Source organism: Thermostilla marina (assembly GCF_054657455.1).
In genome coordinates this window covers 1,421,047-1,442,424 of sequence record NZ_BAAHYR010000001.1, presented here as the reverse complement: position 1 = coordinate 1,442,424, position 21,378 = coordinate 1,421,047, and the positions used below count along the sequence as shown (strand labels likewise).

16 protein-coding genes and 1 tRNA gene are annotated in these 21,378 nt (G+C 60.5%); 7 read left to right on the top strand and 10 right to left on the bottom strand.

Features of this window, described 5'->3' with window-relative positions:
- Positions 1–206: 206 nt before the first annotated feature.
- From ACYQ2I_RS05145 to ACYQ2I_RS05135, 3 genes are all read left to right on the top strand, one after another.
- The gene (locus ACYQ2I_RS05145) at positions 207–2,105 is read left to right on the top strand and encodes a M14 family metallopeptidase (RefSeq protein ID WP_460165926.1); all 1,899 of its coding nucleotides are present in this window, start codon (positions 207–209) and stop codon (positions 2,103–2,105) included.
- Positions 2,106–2,163: 58 nt separating this feature from the next.
- Positions 2,164–3,960: a M14 family zinc carboxypeptidase gene (locus tag ACYQ2I_RS05140; protein ID WP_460165925.1), complete on the top strand. Its 1,797-nt coding sequence runs from the start codon at positions 2,164–2,166 to the stop codon at positions 3,958–3,960.
- A 334-nt stretch (positions 3,961–4,294) separates the two neighbouring features.
- Positions 4,295–4,368, top strand: a tRNA-Val gene (locus ACYQ2I_RS05135).
- Between the two features lie 172 nt (positions 4,369–4,540).
- Here the strand turns inward: ACYQ2I_RS05135 and ACYQ2I_RS05130 are convergent.
- The 9 genes from ACYQ2I_RS05130 to ACYQ2I_RS05090 all read right to left on the bottom strand — a co-directional run bounded on the left by ACYQ2I_RS05130 (position 4,541) and on the right by ACYQ2I_RS05090 (position 16,367).
- Positions 4,541–5,005, bottom strand: coding sequence for a DUF1569 domain-containing protein (locus tag ACYQ2I_RS05130; RefSeq protein WP_460165924.1), 465 nt, complete (start codon positions 5,003–5,005; stop codon positions 4,541–4,543).
- A 187-nt stretch (positions 5,006–5,192) separates the two neighbouring features.
- The gene (locus ACYQ2I_RS05125) at positions 5,193–5,396 is read right to left on the bottom strand and encodes a DUF6485 family protein (protein WP_460165923.1); all 204 of its coding nucleotides are present in this window, start codon (positions 5,394–5,396) and stop codon (positions 5,193–5,195) included.
- A gap of 110 nt (positions 5,397–5,506) precedes the next feature.
- Positions 5,507–6,895: a DUF58 domain-containing protein gene (locus ACYQ2I_RS05120; RefSeq protein ID WP_460165922.1), complete on the bottom strand. Its 1,389-nt coding sequence runs from the start codon at positions 6,893–6,895 to the stop codon at positions 5,507–5,509.
- Positions 6,892–8,208: an AAA family ATPase gene (locus ACYQ2I_RS05115; RefSeq protein ID WP_460165921.1), complete on the bottom strand. Its 1,317-nt coding sequence runs from the start codon at positions 8,206–8,208 to the stop codon at positions 6,892–6,894. The genes ACYQ2I_RS05120 and ACYQ2I_RS05115 overlap by 4 nt, the downstream gene beginning before the upstream one ends.
- Positions 8,209–8,413: 205 nt before the next feature.
- Positions 8,414–9,388: a UDP-glucuronic acid decarboxylase family protein gene (locus tag ACYQ2I_RS05110; protein WP_460165920.1), complete on the bottom strand. Its 975-nt coding sequence runs from the start codon at positions 9,386–9,388 to the stop codon at positions 8,414–8,416.
- Positions 9,389–9,471: 83 nt separating this feature from the next.
- Positions 9,472–12,054 carry a hybrid sensor histidine kinase/response regulator gene (locus ACYQ2I_RS05105; protein WP_460165919.1) on the bottom strand — a complete coding sequence of 861 codons (2,583 nt, stop codon included), beginning with the start codon at positions 12,052–12,054 and terminating at the stop codon, positions 9,472–9,474.
- 481 nt (positions 12,055–12,535) lie between these two features.
- Positions 12,536–13,681 carry a galactokinase gene (galK, locus tag ACYQ2I_RS05100; protein WP_460165918.1) on the bottom strand — a complete coding sequence of 382 codons (1,146 nt, stop codon included), beginning with the start codon at positions 13,679–13,681 and terminating at the stop codon, positions 12,536–12,538.
- Between the two features lie 496 nt (positions 13,682–14,177).
- Positions 14,178–14,693, bottom strand: coding sequence for a helix-turn-helix domain-containing protein (locus ACYQ2I_RS05095; protein ID WP_460165917.1), 516 nt, complete (start codon positions 14,691–14,693; stop codon positions 14,178–14,180).
- 1,047 nt (positions 14,694–15,740) lie between these two features.
- The gene (locus ACYQ2I_RS05090) at positions 15,741–16,367 is read right to left on the bottom strand and encodes a glycosyltransferase family 2 protein (RefSeq protein WP_460165916.1); all 627 of its coding nucleotides are present in this window, start codon (positions 16,365–16,367) and stop codon (positions 15,741–15,743) included.
- A 700-nt stretch (positions 16,368–17,067) separates the two neighbouring features.
- On the opposite strand from ACYQ2I_RS05090, the gene hisI reads away from it, so the two are divergent.
- From hisI to ACYQ2I_RS05070, 4 genes are all read left to right on the top strand, one after another.
- Positions 17,068–17,466, top strand: coding sequence for a phosphoribosyl-AMP cyclohydrolase (gene hisI / locus ACYQ2I_RS05085; RefSeq protein WP_460165915.1), 399 nt, complete (start codon positions 17,068–17,070; stop codon positions 17,464–17,466).
- 84 nt (positions 17,467–17,550) lie between these two features.
- Complete coding sequence (gene hisG / locus ACYQ2I_RS05080) at positions 17,551–18,426, top strand: ATP phosphoribosyltransferase (protein WP_460165914.1); 876 nt, start codon at positions 17,551–17,553, stop codon at positions 18,424–18,426.
- A gap of 39 nt (positions 18,427–18,465) precedes the next feature.
- Entirely contained in the window at positions 18,466–18,942 is a 477-nt protein-coding gene (locus tag ACYQ2I_RS05075; RefSeq protein WP_460165913.1) for a RidA family protein, read from the top strand.
- Positions 18,943–19,127: 185 nt separating this feature from the next.
- A complete protein-coding gene (locus ACYQ2I_RS05070) occupies positions 19,128–19,814 on the top strand; it encodes a response regulator (RefSeq protein WP_460165912.1) in 687 nt (228 codons plus the stop codon).
- A gap of 39 nt (positions 19,815–19,853) precedes the next feature.
- On the opposite strand, the gene der is transcribed toward ACYQ2I_RS05070, so the two are convergent.
- Positions 19,854–21,239: a ribosome biogenesis GTPase Der gene (gene der / locus ACYQ2I_RS05065; RefSeq protein WP_460165911.1), complete on the bottom strand. Its 1,386-nt coding sequence runs from the start codon at positions 21,237–21,239 to the stop codon at positions 19,854–19,856.
- Positions 21,240–21,378: the final 139 nt, after the last annotated feature.

Here is a 21,378-nt window from a genome sequence, read left to right as displayed (position 1 = left end):
CAAACCCGAGACGCAAATTTGTTATTGCACACAACACAAACAATAATGGTCTTTTCGCCCAAGCGGCGGCCCGGAGAGGGGCCTACCCATTCCTGAAAAGCTACGCTTGTCAAAGGCATCGCTGCATCCAACATGGTAAGATGGCAAATCTGATTACAGAAAAAACAACTACCCCGATTCTTAGGATTCTGTGGAGTCGAACAATCATGCCGATCGGGCAAATCCGCAAAGGTCGTTGGCCGACGAAATGGGACACAAGCCCGCGTTCCGGGGGCGTTCGGCACCTCGCTGTCGGATGGTGTCTCTGCCTTGCACTGTGCTGGGGAGTCTCGGCCGCATCTGCCGAACCGACGGGAACATCGCCGTACCGGCGCAGCGTCGAACGCTTGCTGGCAGGCTATCGGCACGGCGAGGCGTTCGATACCGCCGTCGAGGCGCTGGCCGATTCCCGCTGGGCCGCCGTCGAGGTCTTGGCGACCACCGAAGGCAACCGCAAGGTGTGGCTGATCACATTGGGCGGCGTCTCGGCCGACGACAAGCCCGCGTTGCTGCTCGTGGGAGGTGTCGATCCGGCGCAGATCGCGGCACCCGAGGTCGCTTTGCGAATCGCCGAATCGTTTGCGGCCGCGGCCGAAACCGACAAGAAGGTTCGCGCGTTGTTGCAACGCTACACCATTTACATCGTGCCGCGGCTTTCTCCCGACGCGACCGAAGCGTGCTTCACGGCGCCGTACTTCGAAAACTCGCGAAACGCCCGCCCGATCGACGACGACGGCGACGGCCGCATCGATGAAGACGGCCCCAACGACCTCGACGGGAACGGCGTCATCACCCAGATGCGCGTTCTCGATACGACGGGCGAATATATCCTTCATCCCGACGACAATCGCATACTCGTCGAAGCCGATCCCCAAAAAGGCGAGGCGGGACGTTGGAAGCTGCTCACCGAAGGGCGTGACGACGACGGCGACGAACGGATCGACGAAGATCCGCCCGGCGGCACGAATCCGAATAAGAATTTCACGTTCGCCTACCCGCACTATGCCGCGGGCGCCGGGCCGAACGCCGTCTCGGAACCGGAAACCAGGGCCTTGGTCGATTTCGCATTCGATCACCCGAACATCGCGGCCGTGGTTGCCTTGTCGTTGACCGAAAATCTGGCGCACCCTTGGAAGGCCGAATCGGACGACAAGCGGATCAAGTCGAAGCTCCTTCCCGACGACGAAGCCCCGTATCGCCGGATCGTCGATGTGTACGAAGACCTCGTCGCCCCCGAGAACGCGCCCGACTCGCAAGGATGGGACGGCGCGTTTCTACCGTGGGCTTACTTCCATTACGGTGTGTGGGCGGTCGGTTCCCGCGTCTGGTGGCCTCCACAAGCCGACGACGCAAAATCGGAGCAATCCGCCGCCGAATCGGACGGCGACGCGTCCGAGACAAGCGACGACGAAGCCACGCCTGAAGCAGAAGCCGAAACACAGGAAGACGCCCAAAACGCCGATGATGGCGACAACCAAGAAAACAGCGAAACCGATTCTCGCGGCGAAGCCGAACGAAACCTGTTCGCCTGGCTTCGGTCTCAACGGTTGGCCGGGTTCGTGCCGTGGAAGCCGTATCGGCACCCCGACTTCCCGGGACGCCGCGTCGAGATCGGCGGTTTCGTTCCCTTTGTCGCAACGACCCCGCCGGCCGACGAACTCGATCCGATCGTGCGGCAACACATCGACTTTATCGAAGGCATCGTCGCGTTGTATCCGCGGATCACAATTGCCTCCGCTCGGGCGGAATCGCTCGGGGGCGGCTTGTTCCGTCTAACAGTCGAAATCGTCAATTCCGGCGAGCTGCCGACGATGAGCGAAATGGGCGAAACGAGCGGTCGGCCGTATCCGGTTCGCGTCGTCCTGAACCTGCCGGAACACGTTTCGCTCGTGCAAGGCCATCGCCGTGAATTGCTGCCCCCCATTCCCGCCCGCGGCGGCCGCGAAAAACTCGAATGGCTGCTTCGAACGCCGTCCGCCGCCGGCGCAGGCCGCACGAAGGTCACGGTCGAAGCCGTCTCGCCGAGTGTCGGCAGGGCCCAAGCCGCCGTCGACCTGACGCCGTGACGCGCGAAGTGAAGCCGTTTTCCCGAAACAATCTGCCTGTTACCAAGCGAGCGATACCATGTGCCGAATCAAAACCGGAATCCTGATTGCCGGAATGTGCTTGTGCTCGGTGGTGCCGGTTGCGATCGCCTCGGCGGCTCCCGGCGAAGCCGCGAAAGCGACCTCCGACGATCATCGCGACTATCCCGTGATGGGGGCCCCTTCGAATCCGAAGGTCGACGTCCGCTGGAACCGGTACCACGACTACGCAGAGCTCACCGATATCCTGAAACGTCTCGCGAAGGCGCACCCCAAGCTCGCAAAACTACAAAGCCTGGGCAAGTCGTACGGCGGACGTGAGATGTGGGTGCTCACGATTACAAATACGGCAACCGGCTCCGACGCCGAAAAACCCGCCTTCTGGATCGACGGCGGCATTCATGCGAACGAGTTGCAAGGCCCCGAGGTAGCCGCATACACGGCCTGGTATCTGCTGGAAACCTACGGCCGCGTCCCGCAATCCACCGAACTGCTCGATCGCACGGCGTTCTACATCTTGCCGATGCTCAGCCCCGACAGCCGCGACGCCCACATGTATCGACCCAACAACCGGCATTCGCCTCGCAGCGGTCAACGACCGGTCGACGACGACCACGACGGTCTTGTCGACGAGGACGGCCCCGACGATCTCGACGGCGACGGGAACATCACGATGATGCGCGTGCGCGATCCGGCCGGCCGGTACAAACCGCACCCCGATTACCCGCAGATCATGATTCCGGCCGAACCGGATGAACCGGGTGTGTACCGACTATTGGGCGCCGAAGGATTCGACAATGACGATGACGGCCGCATCAACGAAGACGGTGACGGCTATTACGATCCCAACCGCGATTGGGGCTGGAACTGGCAGCCGTCGTACGTCCAGCGCGGAGCCTATCGTTACCCCTTCTCGATCCTGGAAAACCGCATGGCCGCCGACTTCATCACCGCGCACCCGAACATCGCCGGTGCCCAGTCGTACCACAACTTCGGCGGCTTGCTGCTTCGGGGGCCCGGCGTTCCCGAGGAAACTTTCCCCGCAGCCGATCGACGGGTGTACGACGTCATCGCCGAAAAGGGCGAGAAAATCCTGCCCGGTTATCGCTATATCGTGGTCGGCCGCGAGCTGTACGGCGTGTACGGCGGCGAAATCGACTGGCTGCACAACATGCGCGGCATCTTCACATTCAGCAACGAGTTGTTCACCGCCTACAATTATTTCCGATCCGGCGACGACGGCGGCGGTCCGAAAAGCCGTGAAGAAACGATGGCCGAATTCGATCGTTTCCTGCTCGGTCGGGCCGGATACGTCGCCTGGCACGAAGTGGATCATCCGCAATTCGGCAAGGTCGAAGTCGGCGGCCCGGTCAAATCGTGGGGACGCCAACCGCCCTCTTTCCTGCTCGAAGAAGAGTGCCATCGAAACATGGCGTTCACCCTGTACCACGCCGAGCAGATGCCACTGGTCGAGATCGATTGCGTCGACGTCGTCAAACTCGACAACGACCTGTATCAGGTGACCGTCACCGTCGCGAACCGACGGGTCACGCCCACGCACGCCGCCGTCGACGTGCAACACCACATCACACCGCCCGATTTGGTGAAGGTGTCGGGCCCCGGACTGCGGGTCTTCTCCGGTCTGCGGACGTCCGACCCGACCTTCCGAAACGCCGAGGAGCAGCGCTACGATCCCGACACCATGCGGATCGCGAATATCCCCGGCATGGAAGCCGTCTACGTGCGTTGGTTCCTCGACGCCGACGGTCCCATCACGGTGCGCGTCGAATCGATCAAGGGCGGCCGCGCCGCGAAGTCGGACATCGCTTTACCCTAACCCCCAAACGACCGGGAACTACATCTGATACCTCCCGGCGATCGAACGGCCTGTCGGGCGGTGATTTTCCGCTTTGCACTGTTTGCGGGGGGATTGAAGCCTACGGTAACCGCGGTAAAATAAACAGCATCATCGTCGGCCGTAAAGTATTGGATTCGTTCGTAACTGTTTGCGGCCGAAGAGCTTAGGTTCGGCATCAAGGTTTCGGGAATCTCTCGATTCATTTTGATGCCGAAACTGTGGCGAGCCGATATTCAAAGGTAAGCGGCACAACCGCGATTGCCGCTGTTTGAGGGGTTCCCTCACGTGGCGGCAAGGCGATTTCATAAAGGTTGGGCGATTAGCTCAGTTGGTTAGAGCACCAGCTCGACAAGCTGGGGGTCGCAGGTTCGAGTCCCGCATCGCCCACTAGGGCAAAACGCCAGACGACAAGCCCTCGCAAACCCCGGATAGACCGGGGTTTTTGCGTTTCTTGGTTCCTCTGTTTCTTCCCGATTCCGCCCCTTTCGGAGATCTCCAGGGGAAGGCCACCGGCATTCACGGCAGAAACGCCGGCAATCTTCCCGGATCGGTCGTCGGACTACGCCGCTTCAGGTTCTTCGGGAACGAGGAAACTCAAATGATGGGCTGCGTGGATCAGTTGGAGCCGGTCCGAGGTCGCCCGGTCGAGCTTGCCGAAAAACGGGTTCGGATGCAACTCGCCCTGATGATCACGATAGCGTGTGGCGGCGTCGATCAGGTTCTGCACGGCTTCCGCGTCGTCCCGCGGATCGCCGGGCAGCAGGCTCTCCGGCACGCGAACGCCCTCGGCCAGCTTGCCTGTTTTGAGAATGCGTCTCAATATGAGCGGTGCCACAAGCCGCATGAACCACGGGGCCTTACCCGAGGGGTATCCTTCGACCGGCCCCCGAAAAAAGATGGCCAAGTGATCGCACACTTGAGCCAACGTCCAGTTCCCTTCACGCCGGTATCCGCGGGCAAGCAAGGTCTCGACGTCGGCGATCATCTCGTCGACCGACGAAAAAGTCAGTTCGCGCCGTGCCATGTCGCACCTCCCGTTTTAGTGGTCAGCATCGCCCATTCTCCTGATCGAATCATAGGAGGCCGGGCCAGGGAACGCGCGACTCGCGCCGACCGCTCGGCCGACCAACTACCACGATCGCAGCGCAGGAACCAATCGTTGAACGAGCGGGCACGGCGCGCTCTGCGCGGTACTTTGGGCACGCCCCCTCTCACACTTTGCCCTCGCCCACCAATCGCGCGAAATGTTCGAACGAACGATCGTAAGTCGCCTCGGCTTCGGCCGGAAAGCAGCAGGCGGGCAACTGGCGTGAACGCAAGTGGTACTGCAAACAATCGCAGCAGATCCCCTTGCGGGCACAGGGATCATACGAGCAATTGCAGAGCGACTTGTTCCGATCTTTCTTGCATTCCATGTGATGATCCTCCCCGGTGAGAGTTATTTGGACGATGCACCTTGCGTCGATTGTGTTCGATCCAAGCGACCGCCACAACGCCCCCTCGATGCGAACGGTTCGTTCCCGCCTTACAACAGGTGGCGTGCCTTGATGTCGAGATAGCGGTTGACCAGCGCCGTCGTCAGGTCATCCGGGAAGACGTCGAGTACCAGCGCACCTTGGTGCTGGAGATCGACGAGCACCTGGTCACGCCAGGCCAACATCCAGCCCGCAGCGGCTGCCGCCCACAAGTCGCGGCCTTCCTCGACATAACGCTCTACGGGCGCAAACAGCGTGCGATTGCGCAACAACACCCCCAAAGGCAGATGTCGGCCGTGCACGTGCTTCAGGTGCGTCTTGACGGCCTCGGCATTCACTTCGTCGATTACGTTGGTAATCAAAACGACCAAGGAACGTTTCCGCACCCGGTAATTCAACTGCTGGAAGGCCAAGTCGTATCGCGATTCGACCATTCGAGGAAAGCGATCGAACGAGGCGTGCAACAAGCGGTTCAGTTGCTTCATTCCCGATCGGGGCGGCACGAAACTGTGCACCTCGTCCGAGAAACACATCAGCCCGACCTTGTCGTGTCGGTTGAGCGCCACGTAAGAAAGCATCAACATCGCGTTGAATGCATGGTCGAGCAGCGTCAACCCGCCGTCCTCGTTCGTCATCATGCGTCCGCAGTCGACCAAGAAAACGACTTGTTGGCTTTGGCTGCTCTGAAAGTCTTTGACGGTCAACTTGCGACGCCGGGCGGTGGCTTTCCATTCGATGTGCCGGTAATCGTCGTCGATCGTATAGTCGCGGAGTCGCTCGAATTCGTGATCTTGCCCCACGCGACGATGCCGACGCACGCCCAACAGGTTCAGCCGATCGCGTCTGGCCAGAATGGCGTATTCGCCGATCTGCTTGAGATCGGGGTACACGTGCAGTTCGCTCACGACCGGCAATTCGAGTTGCCGAAACCACAATCCGGCAAGCCCTTGGATCCGTAGATGCACGGGGCCCAGCGTGAATGCCCCGCGACGTTCCGGTCGCAACACGTACTCCAAGATCACTCGCGATCGCGGCGGCAGGATTTCGTTGAAGTCGTCGATGTCCGGCTTCAATACGGCGTCGACTCCGTCGCGTACCTGCACCGACAAGCGTCGCCGCGATCGGTTGAGCAGTACCAGACGAACATCGTGTCGTTTTCCCAGCGAGGCGACTCGCACGACCTCACGTTCCACTTCGGGACCGGGCGTCGCCCGCAGCGCGAACAGGCTCGCGAGCATGACCGCGGCCCACACCCCGTCGCACGCCCACACGACCGGCCACCATGTCTCGCCCGCCAGCAGCGCAAACGAGGCCGTCGCCGGTAACAAAGCCGCGATCACGCCAGCGCGGGCCGGATAAATCCGCCAAATCCACGCCGCCGCCGCGAGCGGCACGACGACCACCGACAACTGCAACAGCGTCGCAAGAAACGGCGTCACAACCGCGGCACCTCCACCGACTGAATCAGGCGGTTCAACACTTCGTCGGTCGAATACCCTTCGACTTCGGCTTCCGGCGTGAGAATGACGCGGTGCCGCAGCGCAGGCAACGCGAGATCGACGACGTCGTCGGGCACGACGAAACTGCGCCCGCGAAAGGCGGCCAACGTCTTCGCACCTTGCAACAAGGCCAATCCTGCCCGGGGCGAAGCCCCCATGTAAATCGTCGGCCAATTGCGTGTTTTGCGCACGAGCGTGTTGATGTAGTCGACGAGCTTGGCGTCGACGAACACCTCGCCGATCGCCTCGGTCAACGACACGATCTCTTCCGGTGAGGTCACGACTTCCAACGATTCGAGCCGTTTGTCGAGTTCTTCGCGAACGCCGTGCATCATCAAGATGCGCGCTTCTTCGGCTTCGTCGGGATACTCGATGGCCAACTTCAGCATGAAACGGTCGAGCTGGGCTTCGGGCAAGCTGTAGGTGCCTTCCGACTCGATCGGGTTCTGCGTGGCCAGTACGACGAAGGGCCGGTCGAGCCGATGCGTCCGGCCCTCGACCGTCACGCAGTACTCTTGCATGACTTCCAACAGCGCGGCGTGTGTTTTCGCCGGCGATCGGTTGATCTCGTCGGCCAGCAAGATATTCGTGAAGACCGGGCCGGGGCGAAATTCGAACTCTTGCGTCTTCATGTTGAAGACCGGCGCCCCGGTAATGTCGGAAGGCATCAAATCGGCCGTAAACTGAATGCGGGCGAAGCGACATCCCAACACGCGTCCCAACGTCCGCACGAACAACGTCTTCCCCAGGCCGGGAACACTTTCGATCAGTACGTGACCGCCCGAAAAGAGCGCCGTCAGCGTGCCTACGACAAGCTCATCCTGCCCCACGAACAGACGCCGAATTTGCGTCGTCAATTGTTCGAACACCTCGTGCATCCGGCGAACGATGGGCAGCTCTTTCTCGCCGACGCCGTTCCACGAAACATCGCCCAGGCCGGATGATTTCTTCGACGCGGTTTGCTCCGGGGCAGGCGATCGGGTCGATCCGTGCCCCTCGACATCGCCCCCTGCCGCATCCTCTGCGGGCGTCTTCCCTTCGGCGAACCTGGGCGGTCCGGCCGCAAACGGTGCGGCACCGGTGGGCCGTTCCGGCGTAAACGAGAAACTGGCCACCGGCTGCCATTGGGGCATTCCCTCGCGCCACACCAGATCGGTACCCGAGAGCGTGCCGTCGGCGACCATCCGCCGAATCTCTTCCTCGCTCACCGGCCCGAAACGCTGTTGATTCTTGGCGTAGTACCACGACGCCATAGGATATTGCCTCCGCAGCGCACGATTCCGGCACGGGTACCTCACGCGCACAAAAGGGACACGTGCCCGCACCATCAGGAGGAGTCCGACAACACGTCCTAGCAGGATAGCACAAGCCGTCCGCCAGGGGGAGTTCTCGCCGTGATTTTCTTTTTCAGCCCCCGCACACCGGTAGGCACGGTTGAACGACGGCTTGCTCGTGCGTTCAGTAACGCGGCGTCGGCGGGCGATAATGGCTGATGTCGATCGAGCGGAACCATTCGATCGTCTTCCTCAGCCCTTCACGCAGCGGCGTTTTCGGTTCCCACGAGAGCTTGTCTTTCGCAAGAGAGATATCGGGCTTGCGCCGGGTCGGATCGTCCGGCGGCAACGGCTTGTGCACGATTTTCGATTTCGAACCGGTCAGCTCGATCACCAGTTCGGCCAGCTCGAGGATCGTAAACTCTCCCGGATTTCCCAGATTGACGGGGCCGACGAAATCCTTTTCGTTCTCCATCATACGGATGATGCCCTCGACCAGATCGTCCCGGTAACAAAACGATCGAGTCTGGCTGCCGTCGCCGTAAATCGTGATGTCTTCCCCGGCGAGCGCTTGGCGAATGAAATTCGAGACGACGCGGCCGTCGAACGGATGCATTCGCGGGCCGTACGTGTTGAAAATTCGCACGATGCGGACTTCGACGCCGTTCATACGATGATAGTCCATAAACAGCGTCTCGGCCGCCCGCTTGCCCTCGTCGTAACAGGCGCGAACGCCGATCGGGTTGACGTTTCCGCGGTACGACTCCGGTTGCGGATGGACTTCGGGATCACCGTAAATCTCGCTGGTCGACGCCTGAAGCACACGGGCCCGACAGCGTTTGGCCATCCCCAGCACGTTGATGGCGCCCATCAACGAGGTTTTCATCGTCTTGATGGGGTTGTACTGGTAATGGCCCGGCGCCGCAGGGCAAGCCAAGTTGTAGATTTCGTCGACTTCCAGGAAGATCGGCAGCGTGATGTCGTGTCGGATCAACTCGAAGTTGGGCCGTTGGAGCAAATGCTCGACGTTCGACTTTTGACTGGTGAAAAAGTTGTCGAGGCATATTACATCGTGGCCCGCCTCGACCAACCGCTCACACAAGTGCGAGCCCAGAAATCCGGCGCCGCCCGTCACCAAGATGCGTTTGATCTGCGACACGTTCGATTCACTCCGCTTGCTTTCGTTCCGCCGGATCGCGATCGACTCTCGATACGACCGACGTCGATTCGCCCTCTCCCGGCTCAACCCAAGCTGCCGGCCACCGGCTCGCCGTTCCCGATCGTAAGATAACGCGCCACCTTTTCCAAGAGGTACTCACGTCGGATGGGCTTGGTCAAGAAATCGTTGCAGCCGACATCGAAACAACGTCTTCGGATTTCGCCGGTGGTCGTCGCGGTCAAGGCCACGATCGGCATGTCGTAGGCCAACGCACGGATACGTTGCGTGGCCTCGATGCCGCTCAAGTGCGGCATCTGCAAGTCCATCAACACCAGATCGAATGGGTTCTGTCGGTTCTCGGCCACCAAGGCAACGGCCTTGCGTCCGTCGGTCGCTTCGACCACCTCCAGCCCGGCCTTTTGCAGCACGGTGCGAATAAGCCGTCGATTGTCGGGCGAGTCCTCCGCCAGCAGCACACGGCCCTTGAGCCGGGCAAAGCGTTTTTTCGACTCGTTACCGACCAGGCCGCCGCGAGTCGCCAACGCCTCTTCAGGGGAGAGAAACCGCACATCGTCCAAACTCCCCGTCGCCACGATGACGGTGAACGTCGATCCCCGCCCCGGTTCGCTTTCGACCTCGATCGTGCCGCCCAACAACTCTGCCAGACGACGACTGATCGCCAAGCCCAGGCCGGTACCGCCGAACCTGCGAGAAGTCGAAACGGCGGCTTGGGCGAAGGGACGAAACAGCGTCTTCAACTGCTCGGACGCGATTCCGATCCCGGTGTCGGTTACGCGGAACATCATGCGCGGATTGCCGCCCGCCGAGTTTTCGACGGCCAACGTGATCGTCACGCCGCCGTGATGGGTGAATTTGATCGCATTATCAACCAGATTGATCAAGATCTGCCGCAACCGTAGCGGGTCGGTCTGAATCGTGCGGGGAATCGGGCCGTCTACGTCCAACTCGACCTTCAAACCTCGGCGTTCCGCCCGCGCCCGCAACAAATCGCACACCTCGGCGGCCAAGGCCGTGGGCGAAACGGCGATCCGCTCGACGCTCAGCCGTCCCGCTTCGAGTTTCGACAAATCGAGGAAGTCGTTGATCAATTGCAACAAGTATTCACCGTTGCGATAGATGATCTTCGCGGCCTCGGCCGTCTTCGGCATCGACTCCGAGGTTTCGAGAGTGTCTCCCTCGGAAAGCGTCTCGTCGATCATTTCAGCGTATCCGATGATGGCCGTCAGCGGCGACCGCAACTCGTGGCTGATATGCGCGAGGAAGTTGCTCTTCTCTTCCGCTGCACGGCGGATTTCGGCCGCCGACTTGGTCAACTCGATGTTGGCTTTTCGCAAGGCTTGCGTGTATCGCCGCAGTTGTCGCTGGCCGGCCCGTTCGGCCGTACAATCGCTGAAATTGATCAAGTAGCAGTTCGTCCCTTCGAGTATGAGTCGCGAAACATCGACGCGCAGATCGCGTAAACGGCCGTCTTTCGTGCAAGACTGGATGCGTGCCCTGAGGGCTTTCCGACGTTGCAACCGGCGTTCGACCTGCTCCAATCCGCGATACACCGCCGACGACACGAAGCAGCGGATGGGGCGTCCGAGCAACTCTTCGCGCTCGTATCCATGGACGGCAGCCGCCGCCGGATTGATATCGACGATCCGGTGCCGCTTGTCCAAGATCACGATCCCATCCATGGCCGAATCGAACACCGCACGATACAGCCCTTCTTTCTCGCGGATCGTCTTGGACATATCGTCGCGAATCACGCGAGCCTCTTCCCGCAGGCGATAGACGCCTTCCACGGTCGCCGCCAACATGCACCCCACGAGCATGATCGTCAGAAAGACGAGTTCCGGCTGCGGCGTTCGGTACGCCACGTCGAGCATGCCGTCGGGACGAACAACCACAAAGAAGGGATGTCCCTCGAACGTCGACCGCACGCGGGCAACCAAGTCGTCGTCCCCCGCGGCCGCCCGAATTCCACTTTGTTGTGAATCCGAAAACGCCGGCGGCCAAAGCCGATGATGCTCCCCGTCGGGCGATCCGGCGTAAACGTCGATCAAGCAACCGTGCGACGACACGGCCAACTCACCGACGGCTCGCCCCATATCCAGCGTGGCGACGATATAACGGCGGCACTCGCCTCGGGGCGTTTCCACCTTTCGATCGGCGTGATCCAAACAACGCACGATCGTGAGAATTTCGGGCGAAAATCCGCAGTCTTCCGTCGGTTCCAAGATCGCGGCGCGATAGTCGTCTTGCCGGTGCTGAAGAGCGATCGCTTCGCGGTTCGCCGCCAAGAAGCTTTCCAACCGGCGACGCGCCTGCGGACCGAGAGCGGGATGCGAATACACGACCTCGACATCATCGGTATCGGGATCGACGGTGCAGTACATCAACCCGGTAATACCCGGCTCCATCCGGCTGTGGAGGTGTGAAAGCATGATCTCCCATTCGTCGGCTTCCACCTCATGGCTGGCCGAAAAGACCAACGACGCCGACTCGACGACGTCCTGCAACATCGGCAGTTGCCGCTCGATGCGTGCCGCGACCCGCTCGGCACGATGCAAGAAAGCGCTGCGGTATTCTTGCTGCCTGCTGAATCGCAAAACCGCCCACGTCGAAACCGCGACCGCCAGCGTTCCGATCAGAACGCCCAAGTGTGCAGGAAATCCCCTCCGTTGTGAAACGTTACGACCTGTCATCGAATGCGTTTTCTGTGATTTAAAGGCCGTTCACCACCACATCCCTTGGGGTGAAGCAGCCGAAGCCCCTGATGCAATCCCAAAAACCCCAAGATGCCGCCCAGTCGGGCGACGCGTCCGCCACGCCCCCTCTTTAGGGGCAATGCAATTACACCATGCCGCGACGGACACGTAGAAACTTTACATCAGAAAACGCGAAGAAGGCTGCACTCCAAGCAAAAACTTTGCTCAATGTGCGCATTTTTAAGGAACGAAAGTCGGGCAAGCACCAGCCGTTTTGGGGGAAACAGTGCTGGATACGTTTTACCTTAGGCCCTCCCCAATGGGATTGCAGCCCGATAGAGGGCAGGAAAGCAGCATGCAGCCGCGTCGCCGAACCGTCGGCGTTGCGAATACGGGCCGGCAGGAACACAAAAGAGACATGTTTCTTCCGCGTCTAGTCGGTCACCACGTCGGCGCCGGCCGTCGCGCGGCACACGTATACGGCCGGTTCATTGCCCGTCTCTTGTCGGTAGGCGGTCGCCACGGTTTCCGCGAAGTCGTCGGCTCCGGCGGCCTCGACTAAGGCGACGGCGCATCCTCCGAACCCAGCCCCGGTCATGCGGGCGCCGATACACGCCGCCTGCTTTCGCGCGATTTCGACCATCGCGTTGAGTGCATCACTGGAGACCTCGTAATCGTCGCGCAGGCTGACGTGGCTTTCGTACATCAGTCGCCCCAACGTTGCCATGTCGCCGGCTTCCATGGCGGCTACGGCCTGGAGCGTGCGATCGTTTTCCGAGATCACGTGTCGGGCGCGACGCCGAATGACCGGATCGAGTTCACTCGCGCGCGCCGCAAAGGTTTCCGGGGACACGTCGCGCAACGCCTTGACCTGAAAATGGGCGGCCGCCTGTTCACACGCATCGCGACGCTCGTTGTACGCCGAATCGGCCAACCCCCGGCGCGTGCCCGTGTCGAGGATTACGACGCGCACCTCCGGCGACAGCGGCACAGGGCGGCAGTCGAGCGAACGGCAATCGATCAAAAGAGCATGATTTTCGCGTCCCGCCGCGGAAATCAATTGGTCCATGATCCCGCAATTGACGCCCACCCAGCGGTTTTCGGCCCGCTGCGCCAAAAGCGCCATTCGGACGGGATCCCACTCGATATCACCAATTGCCGCGAATGCCCGAGCCGTCGCAACTTCGAGCGCCGCCGACGACGACAATCCGGCGCCCACCGGCACATCACCACGAACGATGCCTTCCCAGCCTTGCAGTGACAAGCCCTCTTCTTGCAAGACCGAGGCCACACCTTTGATGTACTCCAGCCAACCGACCGACGACTTTTCGATCGCATCGAGGTCGAATTCGGCTTCTTGGGAAAAGTCGCACGAGTAGGCGACGACCTTCCGATCGTGCCGCGGCGTCAGGGCGATCCAAACAGCCCGATCGATCGCCATCGGCAATACAAAACCGTCGTTGTAGTCGGTGTGCTCTCCGATCAAGTTGACCCGTCCGGGAGCGCGCACGATACAGGCGGGCGTTCCGCCCCGATGTTCCCGATACAACTCTCTTGCTTGCGTGGCATCGACCGGCATGAGTAACCTCGTTGGAAACCGACCTCGATACTTGCAGTCGCGCGCTTGACCAACCGGCAAACGCGCATGACGCCTATCCCCCAAACCAGACATGCACCCGTGGGCTCCCCCGCCGGGTGCCCATTGTCCCACTACGCACCGGCGAAGGAAAGGTCCCCCGATCGCGTGCGCGCAAGATGCCATCTGTTGACGAAAACGTGCAAACAAAAATCCGGCCGTCCGCCAAGGATGCCGGAAGATCGGGTGTTCCGAAACCCGATACCCGCGCGACGAGAAAAAATCGCGGCTGGTCCTGCGACCGTCCGATCGACTCGGGAGATGGGAAAGAAGTCCTGCGGAATTCTTATTTTATCGTGATCGGAGTCGGCACCTCTGTCAAATCACCCCCCTCACAAGTGCGACATCGCGCAACGGGAGTCCAGGCATCGTGCTCCCCTTGCAGCCCGAAACCGTCGTTACGTCGAAAACCGCGTGCTCGGAATTCGGCCGTCCGAATTCAGCGACCGTTCATCGAGAACCGACGAAGTGCCGCACGGCCGAGTTCCTTTTGGGAACGCCGCTGACCGACACTGTGCCAAGGACCGACGCCCTCCAACTCGGGCATCATCTCGACCAATTGTTGGACGAGATTCTGCGCCAGGCGTTGGACCCCCGGTTGCCGCGATTGTTCGAGGATGGCCATCGCCGTCTTCATAAGACGCACCATCCTCGCCCGTTTGAGGACGGGCGCCGAGAGCGGCTCATCGGTTTCTTCCAACAGCTCGATCAGCGGCACCCCCAATGCCTTCTGCCAGCGGTACAGCACGCTCAAAGGAATATCGTTTTCGGGATCTTCCTCGCGACGAACGGTGCGGGCATCGACGCCCATACGTCGCGACATTGTCCGAATCGACACCCCTTGCAGCTCGCGTACCTTCGCCAAGCGATGAAGCGATTTGCCCCGCTGCACTCCCGCGGTGCGGTTCACGACCGACACGTCGACATGAGCGGTGGGACGATCGACGATACTCATGGCGGATGCCTCCTTCCCTTGCGAAACGTTTCGCAAGGACCGTGATGGAACACGGCGCGATTTCTTCACAGGCCGTCTTGTCGTCGGCGCACGCGCGAAACGGCGATTCCACAAGAGCGCAAGCGACAAAGACTACCGAAAGAAATCGCCGGACGGGCGCGACATCCGCAGGCCGCCGCAGCCGAAAAACCCGACCAACGGTCGGAACACCGGCTTCGGCGCACACGATCGGCGTGTTGCCGGATCGGAGTGAGCTGCTCCCATGATTTGAAAACCAATGCGCTCACGCCTTGTGACGACACGTCCTCGTGTGCCGGCGACGCGTGTCGGAGGGAGACTCGAAAAGGCCGATCGACCGAAAGAGAGCCGAACCATAAAAAGGGAAGGGAAACAAAAAATTGCAATTCAGATAACATTTCCCCTCTTCGGTCGCCTTCTCGTCCCGCAAACTTACTTGCATTCCACCGAGATTCAAGAAGCAATCATCAGAGCAGGCATCTTCCAACGGCCGTACCGGACCGTTCTACCATTGATCTCGCCGGGAATGACCGAACTCGTTGCGGTGCGATGCGTCGCGTCTCCTTTTACGGACAATCACGTCGTTTGTCGGCAAACCTGCCGGATCGAACGCTGCCCCGTCCTGTTGATCCAGCAACGCATATAAAAACGGCCCGCGTGCCGAACACGGGGCCGGTCGATCATCTCATGTGTTGTCGGGCAGCCGTTTTCCGCTCGTTCGGGACCGTGTAGAACAATTCCCTCGATTGGGAAATTCGTCTCGGTCGAGCGACTGGACGCTGCATGGTGCTGATCACCGAATGCGATGAACGATTGCGGCTCGATGAGGTTCGCCGCCCGCACGCCGCAAATGCGGACGGCTCGGCGATCCGGAGCGAACAAGCCTGCTCCCGACCGCACATTCATTATATTCGGCCGAAAGCGGGTTGCAACATGCGTCAATAGTGTTTTCACCCGCCCCTTTTTGCGGCATTGAACCACGCACCCACGACCAGGTTGCAAGCGTCGTCCTGCGCCGTTGGTGCCCAATCAATGCATGGAACGCAACCGAAGATCGCCCTGCGACACGTCACGCCGGGAATCGCGCGTGAGAAGATGCGGACGTTTGATCGGCTCACCCGACTTCGCAGCCGCAAGCGTCGCCTCAATATCGCGCCACGAGTAACCCAGTCGGTCGAGCGCCGTGGGCAAGCGATCCAAGCTGCCCAAGTACGGCAACAACGGATCGATCGCACGACGATAGATCATCACGTAACCGAAACTCGGCGTCCCTGTGCGGCGTTCCTGTTTCGGAATACCGGCCAAGACGACATCGTATTCCTCCGTCGCCTTCCACATCCGGGCCAGCATGCTGGGCGAAAGGCGACAGCGTGGATCGGGAATACACAGGATCTTGCCCCTGCTTCGACTCAATGCGGCCCGAATCGCCTCCACCCGACCGTGCTCCTCCCGATAGCGGAAGCAACGAATCTGCGGATACCGGTGCGACAACTCGTCGACGATTTCGCAGGTAGCGTCGGTCGACCCGTCGTCGACCAAGATCACTTCCCAGCGGTCCGTCAGATCGGGCAACACTTCCGTCAAGGCAGCGACGTCCTGCGCAAGTGTCCGTTGACAATTGCGCACCACCAACAACACCGAAAGCGAACGTTCCAAGGAACCGCTCCTTTTCCGCCAAACGTCCGGATCGGGACTTGCTCCCGAGTCAGAATCGTCTTGATCTCCGACTACCCGTCCCGACGCGATGCACCGCCGAAAGCGGCGTCATCCCGGACTGGACACTTTCGCCGAAGACACGTTTATGTGGATCCGCGAATCACCGAACCGCGGAAACATCCTTTGAGAACCACAGCCGTTCAACGACCGCCACAGGGACCACACCCTGCCCCATCTGATTGTTCGTCGAAACAAAGGGGACGGCTCCATTCCGCCGTGCCGAAGGACGGTTGCGCCGCTCGTAACGGGAAGGACGCGCGAAACGCCGTGCTTTCAATCCGCTGCCCCCCTGCCGGAAGCACTAAGTGCCCCCCTTCTTTCGGCGATCACGTCGCTAACCGAAAACAAACAGCCCGCGGGTTGCCGTCGGGCAGCTGTTGCCTCACGATAAGCAGGAGGAACGACCCGAAAGAAACGCACGGGAGCGAACTTTTTTTCCTCGGCGGGTGTCGGCCCCGGTAAGAAATACGCCCCGCCGGAACAGCGGTCGATTGCCCTCGGCACGCCGCCATCACGCCCCACTATGGTCCGGTCGGCCGGGGGCGTAAAATAATACCTTTCCAATCAGTAAAGAGATGATCCTTGGGTACACACGCGTCGGAACAGCCGACCGGAACGATGCTGCAGGAGACAATCGCAAGTGAGTAGTGAGAATCAGTCGCAGGGACCCAACTTTGAAAAGGGCGGCGGCCTCTTGCCGGCGATCGCGCAAGATTACAAGACCGGCGAGGTCCTCATGATGGCCTACATGAACCCCGAGAGCTACCGCGAAACGCTCGAAACCGGTCGTGCCGTCTATTACAGCCGTAGCCGCAACAAGCTGTGGCGCAAAGGTGAAGAAAGCGGCAATGTCCAAAAAGTTCACGAAATCTACCTGGATTGCGATGCCGACACGATCCTGCTCAAGGTCGAACAGATCGGCGACGCCGCATGCCATACCGGCTTCCGTTCCTGCTTCTACCGCAAGGTAACGCCCGATGGCCTTGAAACCGTCGGCACACGCGTATTCGATCCGGACCAGGTGTACGGAAAGAAATGAGCGGCAACCGCCCGCCGATCCGCATGCAATAGGTCCAACCACAGCGAACCAACCTCGAGTTCACAATCGGGAGAATCGAGTCCCATGGGAAATGTCTTGCGTTTGGGAATCCCGGCCGGAAGTCTCCAAGAAGCCACCGCCGAATTGTTCCGCCGCGCCGGATACAAGATCACGTACGCATCGCGAAGTTACTATCCATCGATCGACGACGATGAGATCGAGTGCATGCTCATTCGGGCGCAAGAGATGGCCCGCTATGTCGAGGACGGCGTTCTCGATGCCGGTCTGACCGGTTACGACTGGATCGTCGAAACCGGCGCCGACGTGATCGAAGTTACCGAGCTGGTCTTCTCGAAGGTCAGTCGCCGTCCGGTGCGCTGGGTATTGTGCGTGCCCGAAGGTTCCGAAATCCAGTCGGTCCAAGACTTGCAAGGCAAGCGGATCGCGACCGAAGCCGTCGGCATCACGACTCGCTTCTTGCGGGAACACGGTGTCGAGGCCAAAGTCGAATTCAGTTGGGGGGCGACCGAAGTCAAGCCGCCGAAGCTCGCCGATGCGATCGTCGAGGTCACCGAGACGGGAAGTTCCTTGCGGGCGAACAACTTGCGGATCTTGGCCGAGGTGCTCACGAGTACACCACGCTTTATCGCCAACAAGCAGGCGTACCAAGATGCGTGGAAAAAATCCAAGATCGACGACATCGCGTTGATGCTCAACGGGGCGATGGCCGCCGAGGGCAAAGTGAGCATCATGATGAACGTTCCCAAGGACAAGTTGGACGACGTCGTCCGAATCTTGCCCGCCCTGCAAAATCCCACGGTGGCCGATCTCGCCGACGGCAAGTGGGCCTCGGTCACGACGATCATCGACGAATCGACCGTCCGGCACATCATCCCAAAGCTGAAGGCGGCCGGCGCACGCGGCATCGTCGAGATTCCGGTGTCGAAGATTATCGACTGAGCCTCGTCCGTTCCCGATCGCATTCGAACAGGAAGTCACATGGGTTTCGAAGCCGACCTGCATGCGGTACTGCAAAAGCGCGGGCTGGAACTACCTCCCGCAGCCGAACCGAAAGGCCTGTATCGTCCCGTGACGATCTCGGGCAACCTGTTGTTCACCGCGGGACATTTGCCTATGGCCGCCGACGGCACGTTGATCACCGGGCGCGTCGGAGCGGAATTGTCGGAAGCCGAAGGCGTCGAAGCAGCCGTTCGAGCCGGGTTGGGAATCTTGGCGTCCGTGCGGAGCGCACTGGGTAGCCTCGATCGTGTCGTTCGCCTGGTCAAGACGTTGGGCCTCGTCCAATCGGCTCCCGACTTTCACGCGCAACCGGCGGTCATCAACGGATGCAGCAGCTTGTTCGCCGAGGTCTTCGGTCCCGAGGCGGGAATCGCCGCCCGCAGCGCCTTCGGGGTCGGCACACTGCCGTTGAACGCTGCGGTCGAGATCGAGGCGGTGTTCGAGATCGGCGACTGATCGTCTTCGGCCGTTAGTGACATCCACACGATTACGAATCGTTCAGCCTGTGCCCCTGTTTCACCGGGTGCGGTAAGCCGGGGCGCGCACATGCGAGCGACCGGTTCAGGGCACGCAACGTTCGGTCGCAATGGTCCGAACGGGGTCGCGTGTGACCCTTCTTTTCACCAAATTCGTCCGGAACAATGGCACGCGAAACGATCTTGCTGGTCGAAGACGAAGTCGAAATCCAGGAACTCTTGCGTTACAACCTGGCCAAAGAGGGCTACCAACCGTTGGTCGCCGGATCGGGCGAAGAGGCCTTTCGCTTATTGCGGGAACACGTCGTCGACCTGATCTTGCTCGACCTAATGTTGCCGGGAATCGACGGCTTGACCGTTTGTCGGCGTCTCAAGGCCGATCCCGACACGCAATCGGCTCCGGTGATCATGCTGACCGCCAAGGGGGAAGAAGCCGACATCGTAGCCGGCTTGGAGTTGGGCGCCGACGACTACGTGCCCAAGCCGTTCAGTCTGCGGGTCCTCATTGCCCGCATCCGATCGGTACTGCGACGCGTCCACAGTGAACCGACCGACGGCGAGGGGCCGTTGAGCGTTCACGACATCGTGATCCATCCGGGGCGACATGAAGTCACCGTCGCAGGAAAGCCGGTCGCGCTCACCCCCACCGAGTTTCGCGTCCTGCATTTCTTGGCGCGGCGTCCCGGCTGGGTGTTCACCCGCAGCCAAATCGCCGATGCGGTCCACGGTGAAGAAAACGTCGTCACCGACCGCTCGGTCGACGTACAGATCGTCGGTTTGCGTCGCAAATTGGGAGAGGCCGGAAAATACGTTGAAACGGTCCGCGGCGTGGGCTACCGCTTCCGCGAATAGTCGATCGTACTCGAGCCTCAGGCCTGTCGATATCGAGACTCATTCCTCGCCGATCGCGTCCACTTCGGCCTCGTCCAATTCCTCGAGGGATCGATCCTTGCGGTATCCGGATTCGCTGTCGCGTTTGCGGAAGAACATCCGGATGGGCACCTCGGGATACGGCACGAAATCTCTCAGGAAATTCGCGAGGTAACGTTGATACGTCGGTGAGATCGCGTCCGCGTTGTTGCAGAAGAATACCAACGTCGGCGGCGCCACGGCGACTTGCACGGTGTAGTAGATCTTCACTCGCCGGTGGTAATACAACGGCGGCGGATTCCGACGCAGCGCCTCTCGAACGGCGCGGTTCAACGGCCCGGTCGCCATGCGGCTGCGCGCCTGCTTGAACAACATCTGGGCATGGTTGATCAGCCGTTTGACGTTTTTTCCGGTCTTTCCCGTGATGATCGCCACCGGGGCATGGCGCATGTTTCGAAACGTATCGTGCAGGTAGTCGGCCCAGTCGATCGTGTCGGCCTTGTCGGCCACCAAGTCCCATTTGTTGACCACGAAAATACAGGGCTTGAACTGTTTGTGCACCATCGTGGCCAACTGCTTGTCGACACGACTGATTTCTTGCGACGCATCGAAGAAGTGCAAGACGACGTCGGCCCGGCGGATACTGCGTTCCGCCCGCTGCATGCTGTAGAATTCGGCCGAATCCTGAATGCTCTTTCGCCGTCGCAACCCCGGCGTGTCGATGGCGATCAGGGGAACACCGTCGAGTTCGAACCGCACGTCGACGCTGTCGCGAGTCGTACCCGGCACTTCGGAAACGATCATCCGTTCCTCTTGTGCCAAGGTGTTGATGAAGGTGCTCTTACCGGCATTGCGCCGTCCCACAATCGCCACCTTCATGACGGGATCTTCGGGCGCCGCTTCGTCATCGACCGGTGGTAGACGCTCGACGATTTCTTGGAGCAACTCGTACTCGCCGCGTCTCTGCTGCGCACTGACCCCCACCACCGGCCAACCGAATCGTTCGAACTCGGCTGCAGCAGGATCCCATGAAGGTGCGTCCGTCTTGTTCGCCACGCATAAGATGGGGCATTTCAACCGCCGCAACTTTTGCGCGACTTGTTCGTCCAGCGGGGTGACGCCGGTCTTCGTATCGACGACGAACAACAACACGTCGGCCGTGTGCAAGGCGATTTCGATTTGCCGCTCGACGTGTTCGCTCAAATTATCGGCGTCGACGATCCCGATACCGCCCGTATCGACCAACTCGACGTATCGCTTTCCGATCTGAACGAGGCTGGTGACCCGGTCGCGCGTAACGCCGGCTTTGGCATCGACGACCGACAATCGTTCGCCCGCCAACCAATTCAAGATGCTCGATTTGCCGACATTCGGTCGGCCGACGATGACGACTTGCGGCACGGCCATGCGACAAATCTCCGGAATCGTGGTCCCCAGGGCTTCCCGCTTCGAACGAGCCAAACCTTCATTTTACCGGGTTCGGCCGTCTTCGCCATGCCCCGCGGATCGCCGATTCCGAAGCGTCTTTGCCGCTCATCAGCCGCTT

Coding starts and splice junctions, on each gene's coding strand:
- ACYQ2I_RS05145 (WP_460165926.1), top strand. CDS start 207: ATGCCGATCGGGCAAATCCGCAAAGGTCGTTGGCCGACGAAATGGGAC.
- ACYQ2I_RS05140 (WP_460165925.1), top strand. CDS start 2,164: ATGTGCCGAATCAAAACCGGAATCCTGATTGCCGGAATGTGCTTGTGC.
- ACYQ2I_RS05130 (WP_460165924.1), bottom strand. CDS start 5,005: ATGGCACGGCGCGAACTGACTTTTTCGTCGGTCGACGAGATGATCGCC.
- ACYQ2I_RS05125 (WP_460165923.1), bottom strand. CDS start 5,396: ATGGAATGCAAGAAAGATCGGAACAAGTCGCTCTGCAATTGCTCGTAT.
- ACYQ2I_RS05115 (WP_460165921.1), bottom strand. CDS start 8,208: ATGGCGTCGTGGTACTACGCCAAGAATCAACAGCGTTTCGGGCCGGTG.
- galK (WP_460165918.1), bottom strand. CDS start 13,681: ATGCCGGTCGATGCCACGCAAGCAAGAGAGTTGTATCGGGAACATCGG.
- ACYQ2I_RS05095 (WP_460165917.1), bottom strand. CDS start 14,693: ATGAGTATCGTCGATCGTCCCACCGCTCATGTCGACGTGTCGGTCGTG.
- hisG (WP_460165914.1), top strand. CDS start 17,551: ATGGGAAATGTCTTGCGTTTGGGAATCCCGGCCGGAAGTCTCCAAGAA.
- ACYQ2I_RS05075 (WP_460165913.1), top strand. CDS start 18,466: ATGGGTTTCGAAGCCGACCTGCATGCGGTACTGCAAAAGCGCGGGCTG.
- ACYQ2I_RS05070 (WP_460165912.1), top strand. CDS start 19,128: ATGGCACGCGAAACGATCTTGCTGGTCGAAGACGAAGTCGAAATCCAG.
- der (WP_460165911.1), bottom strand. CDS start 21,239: ATGGCCGTGCCGCAAGTCGTCATCGTCGGCCGACCGAATGTCGGCAAA.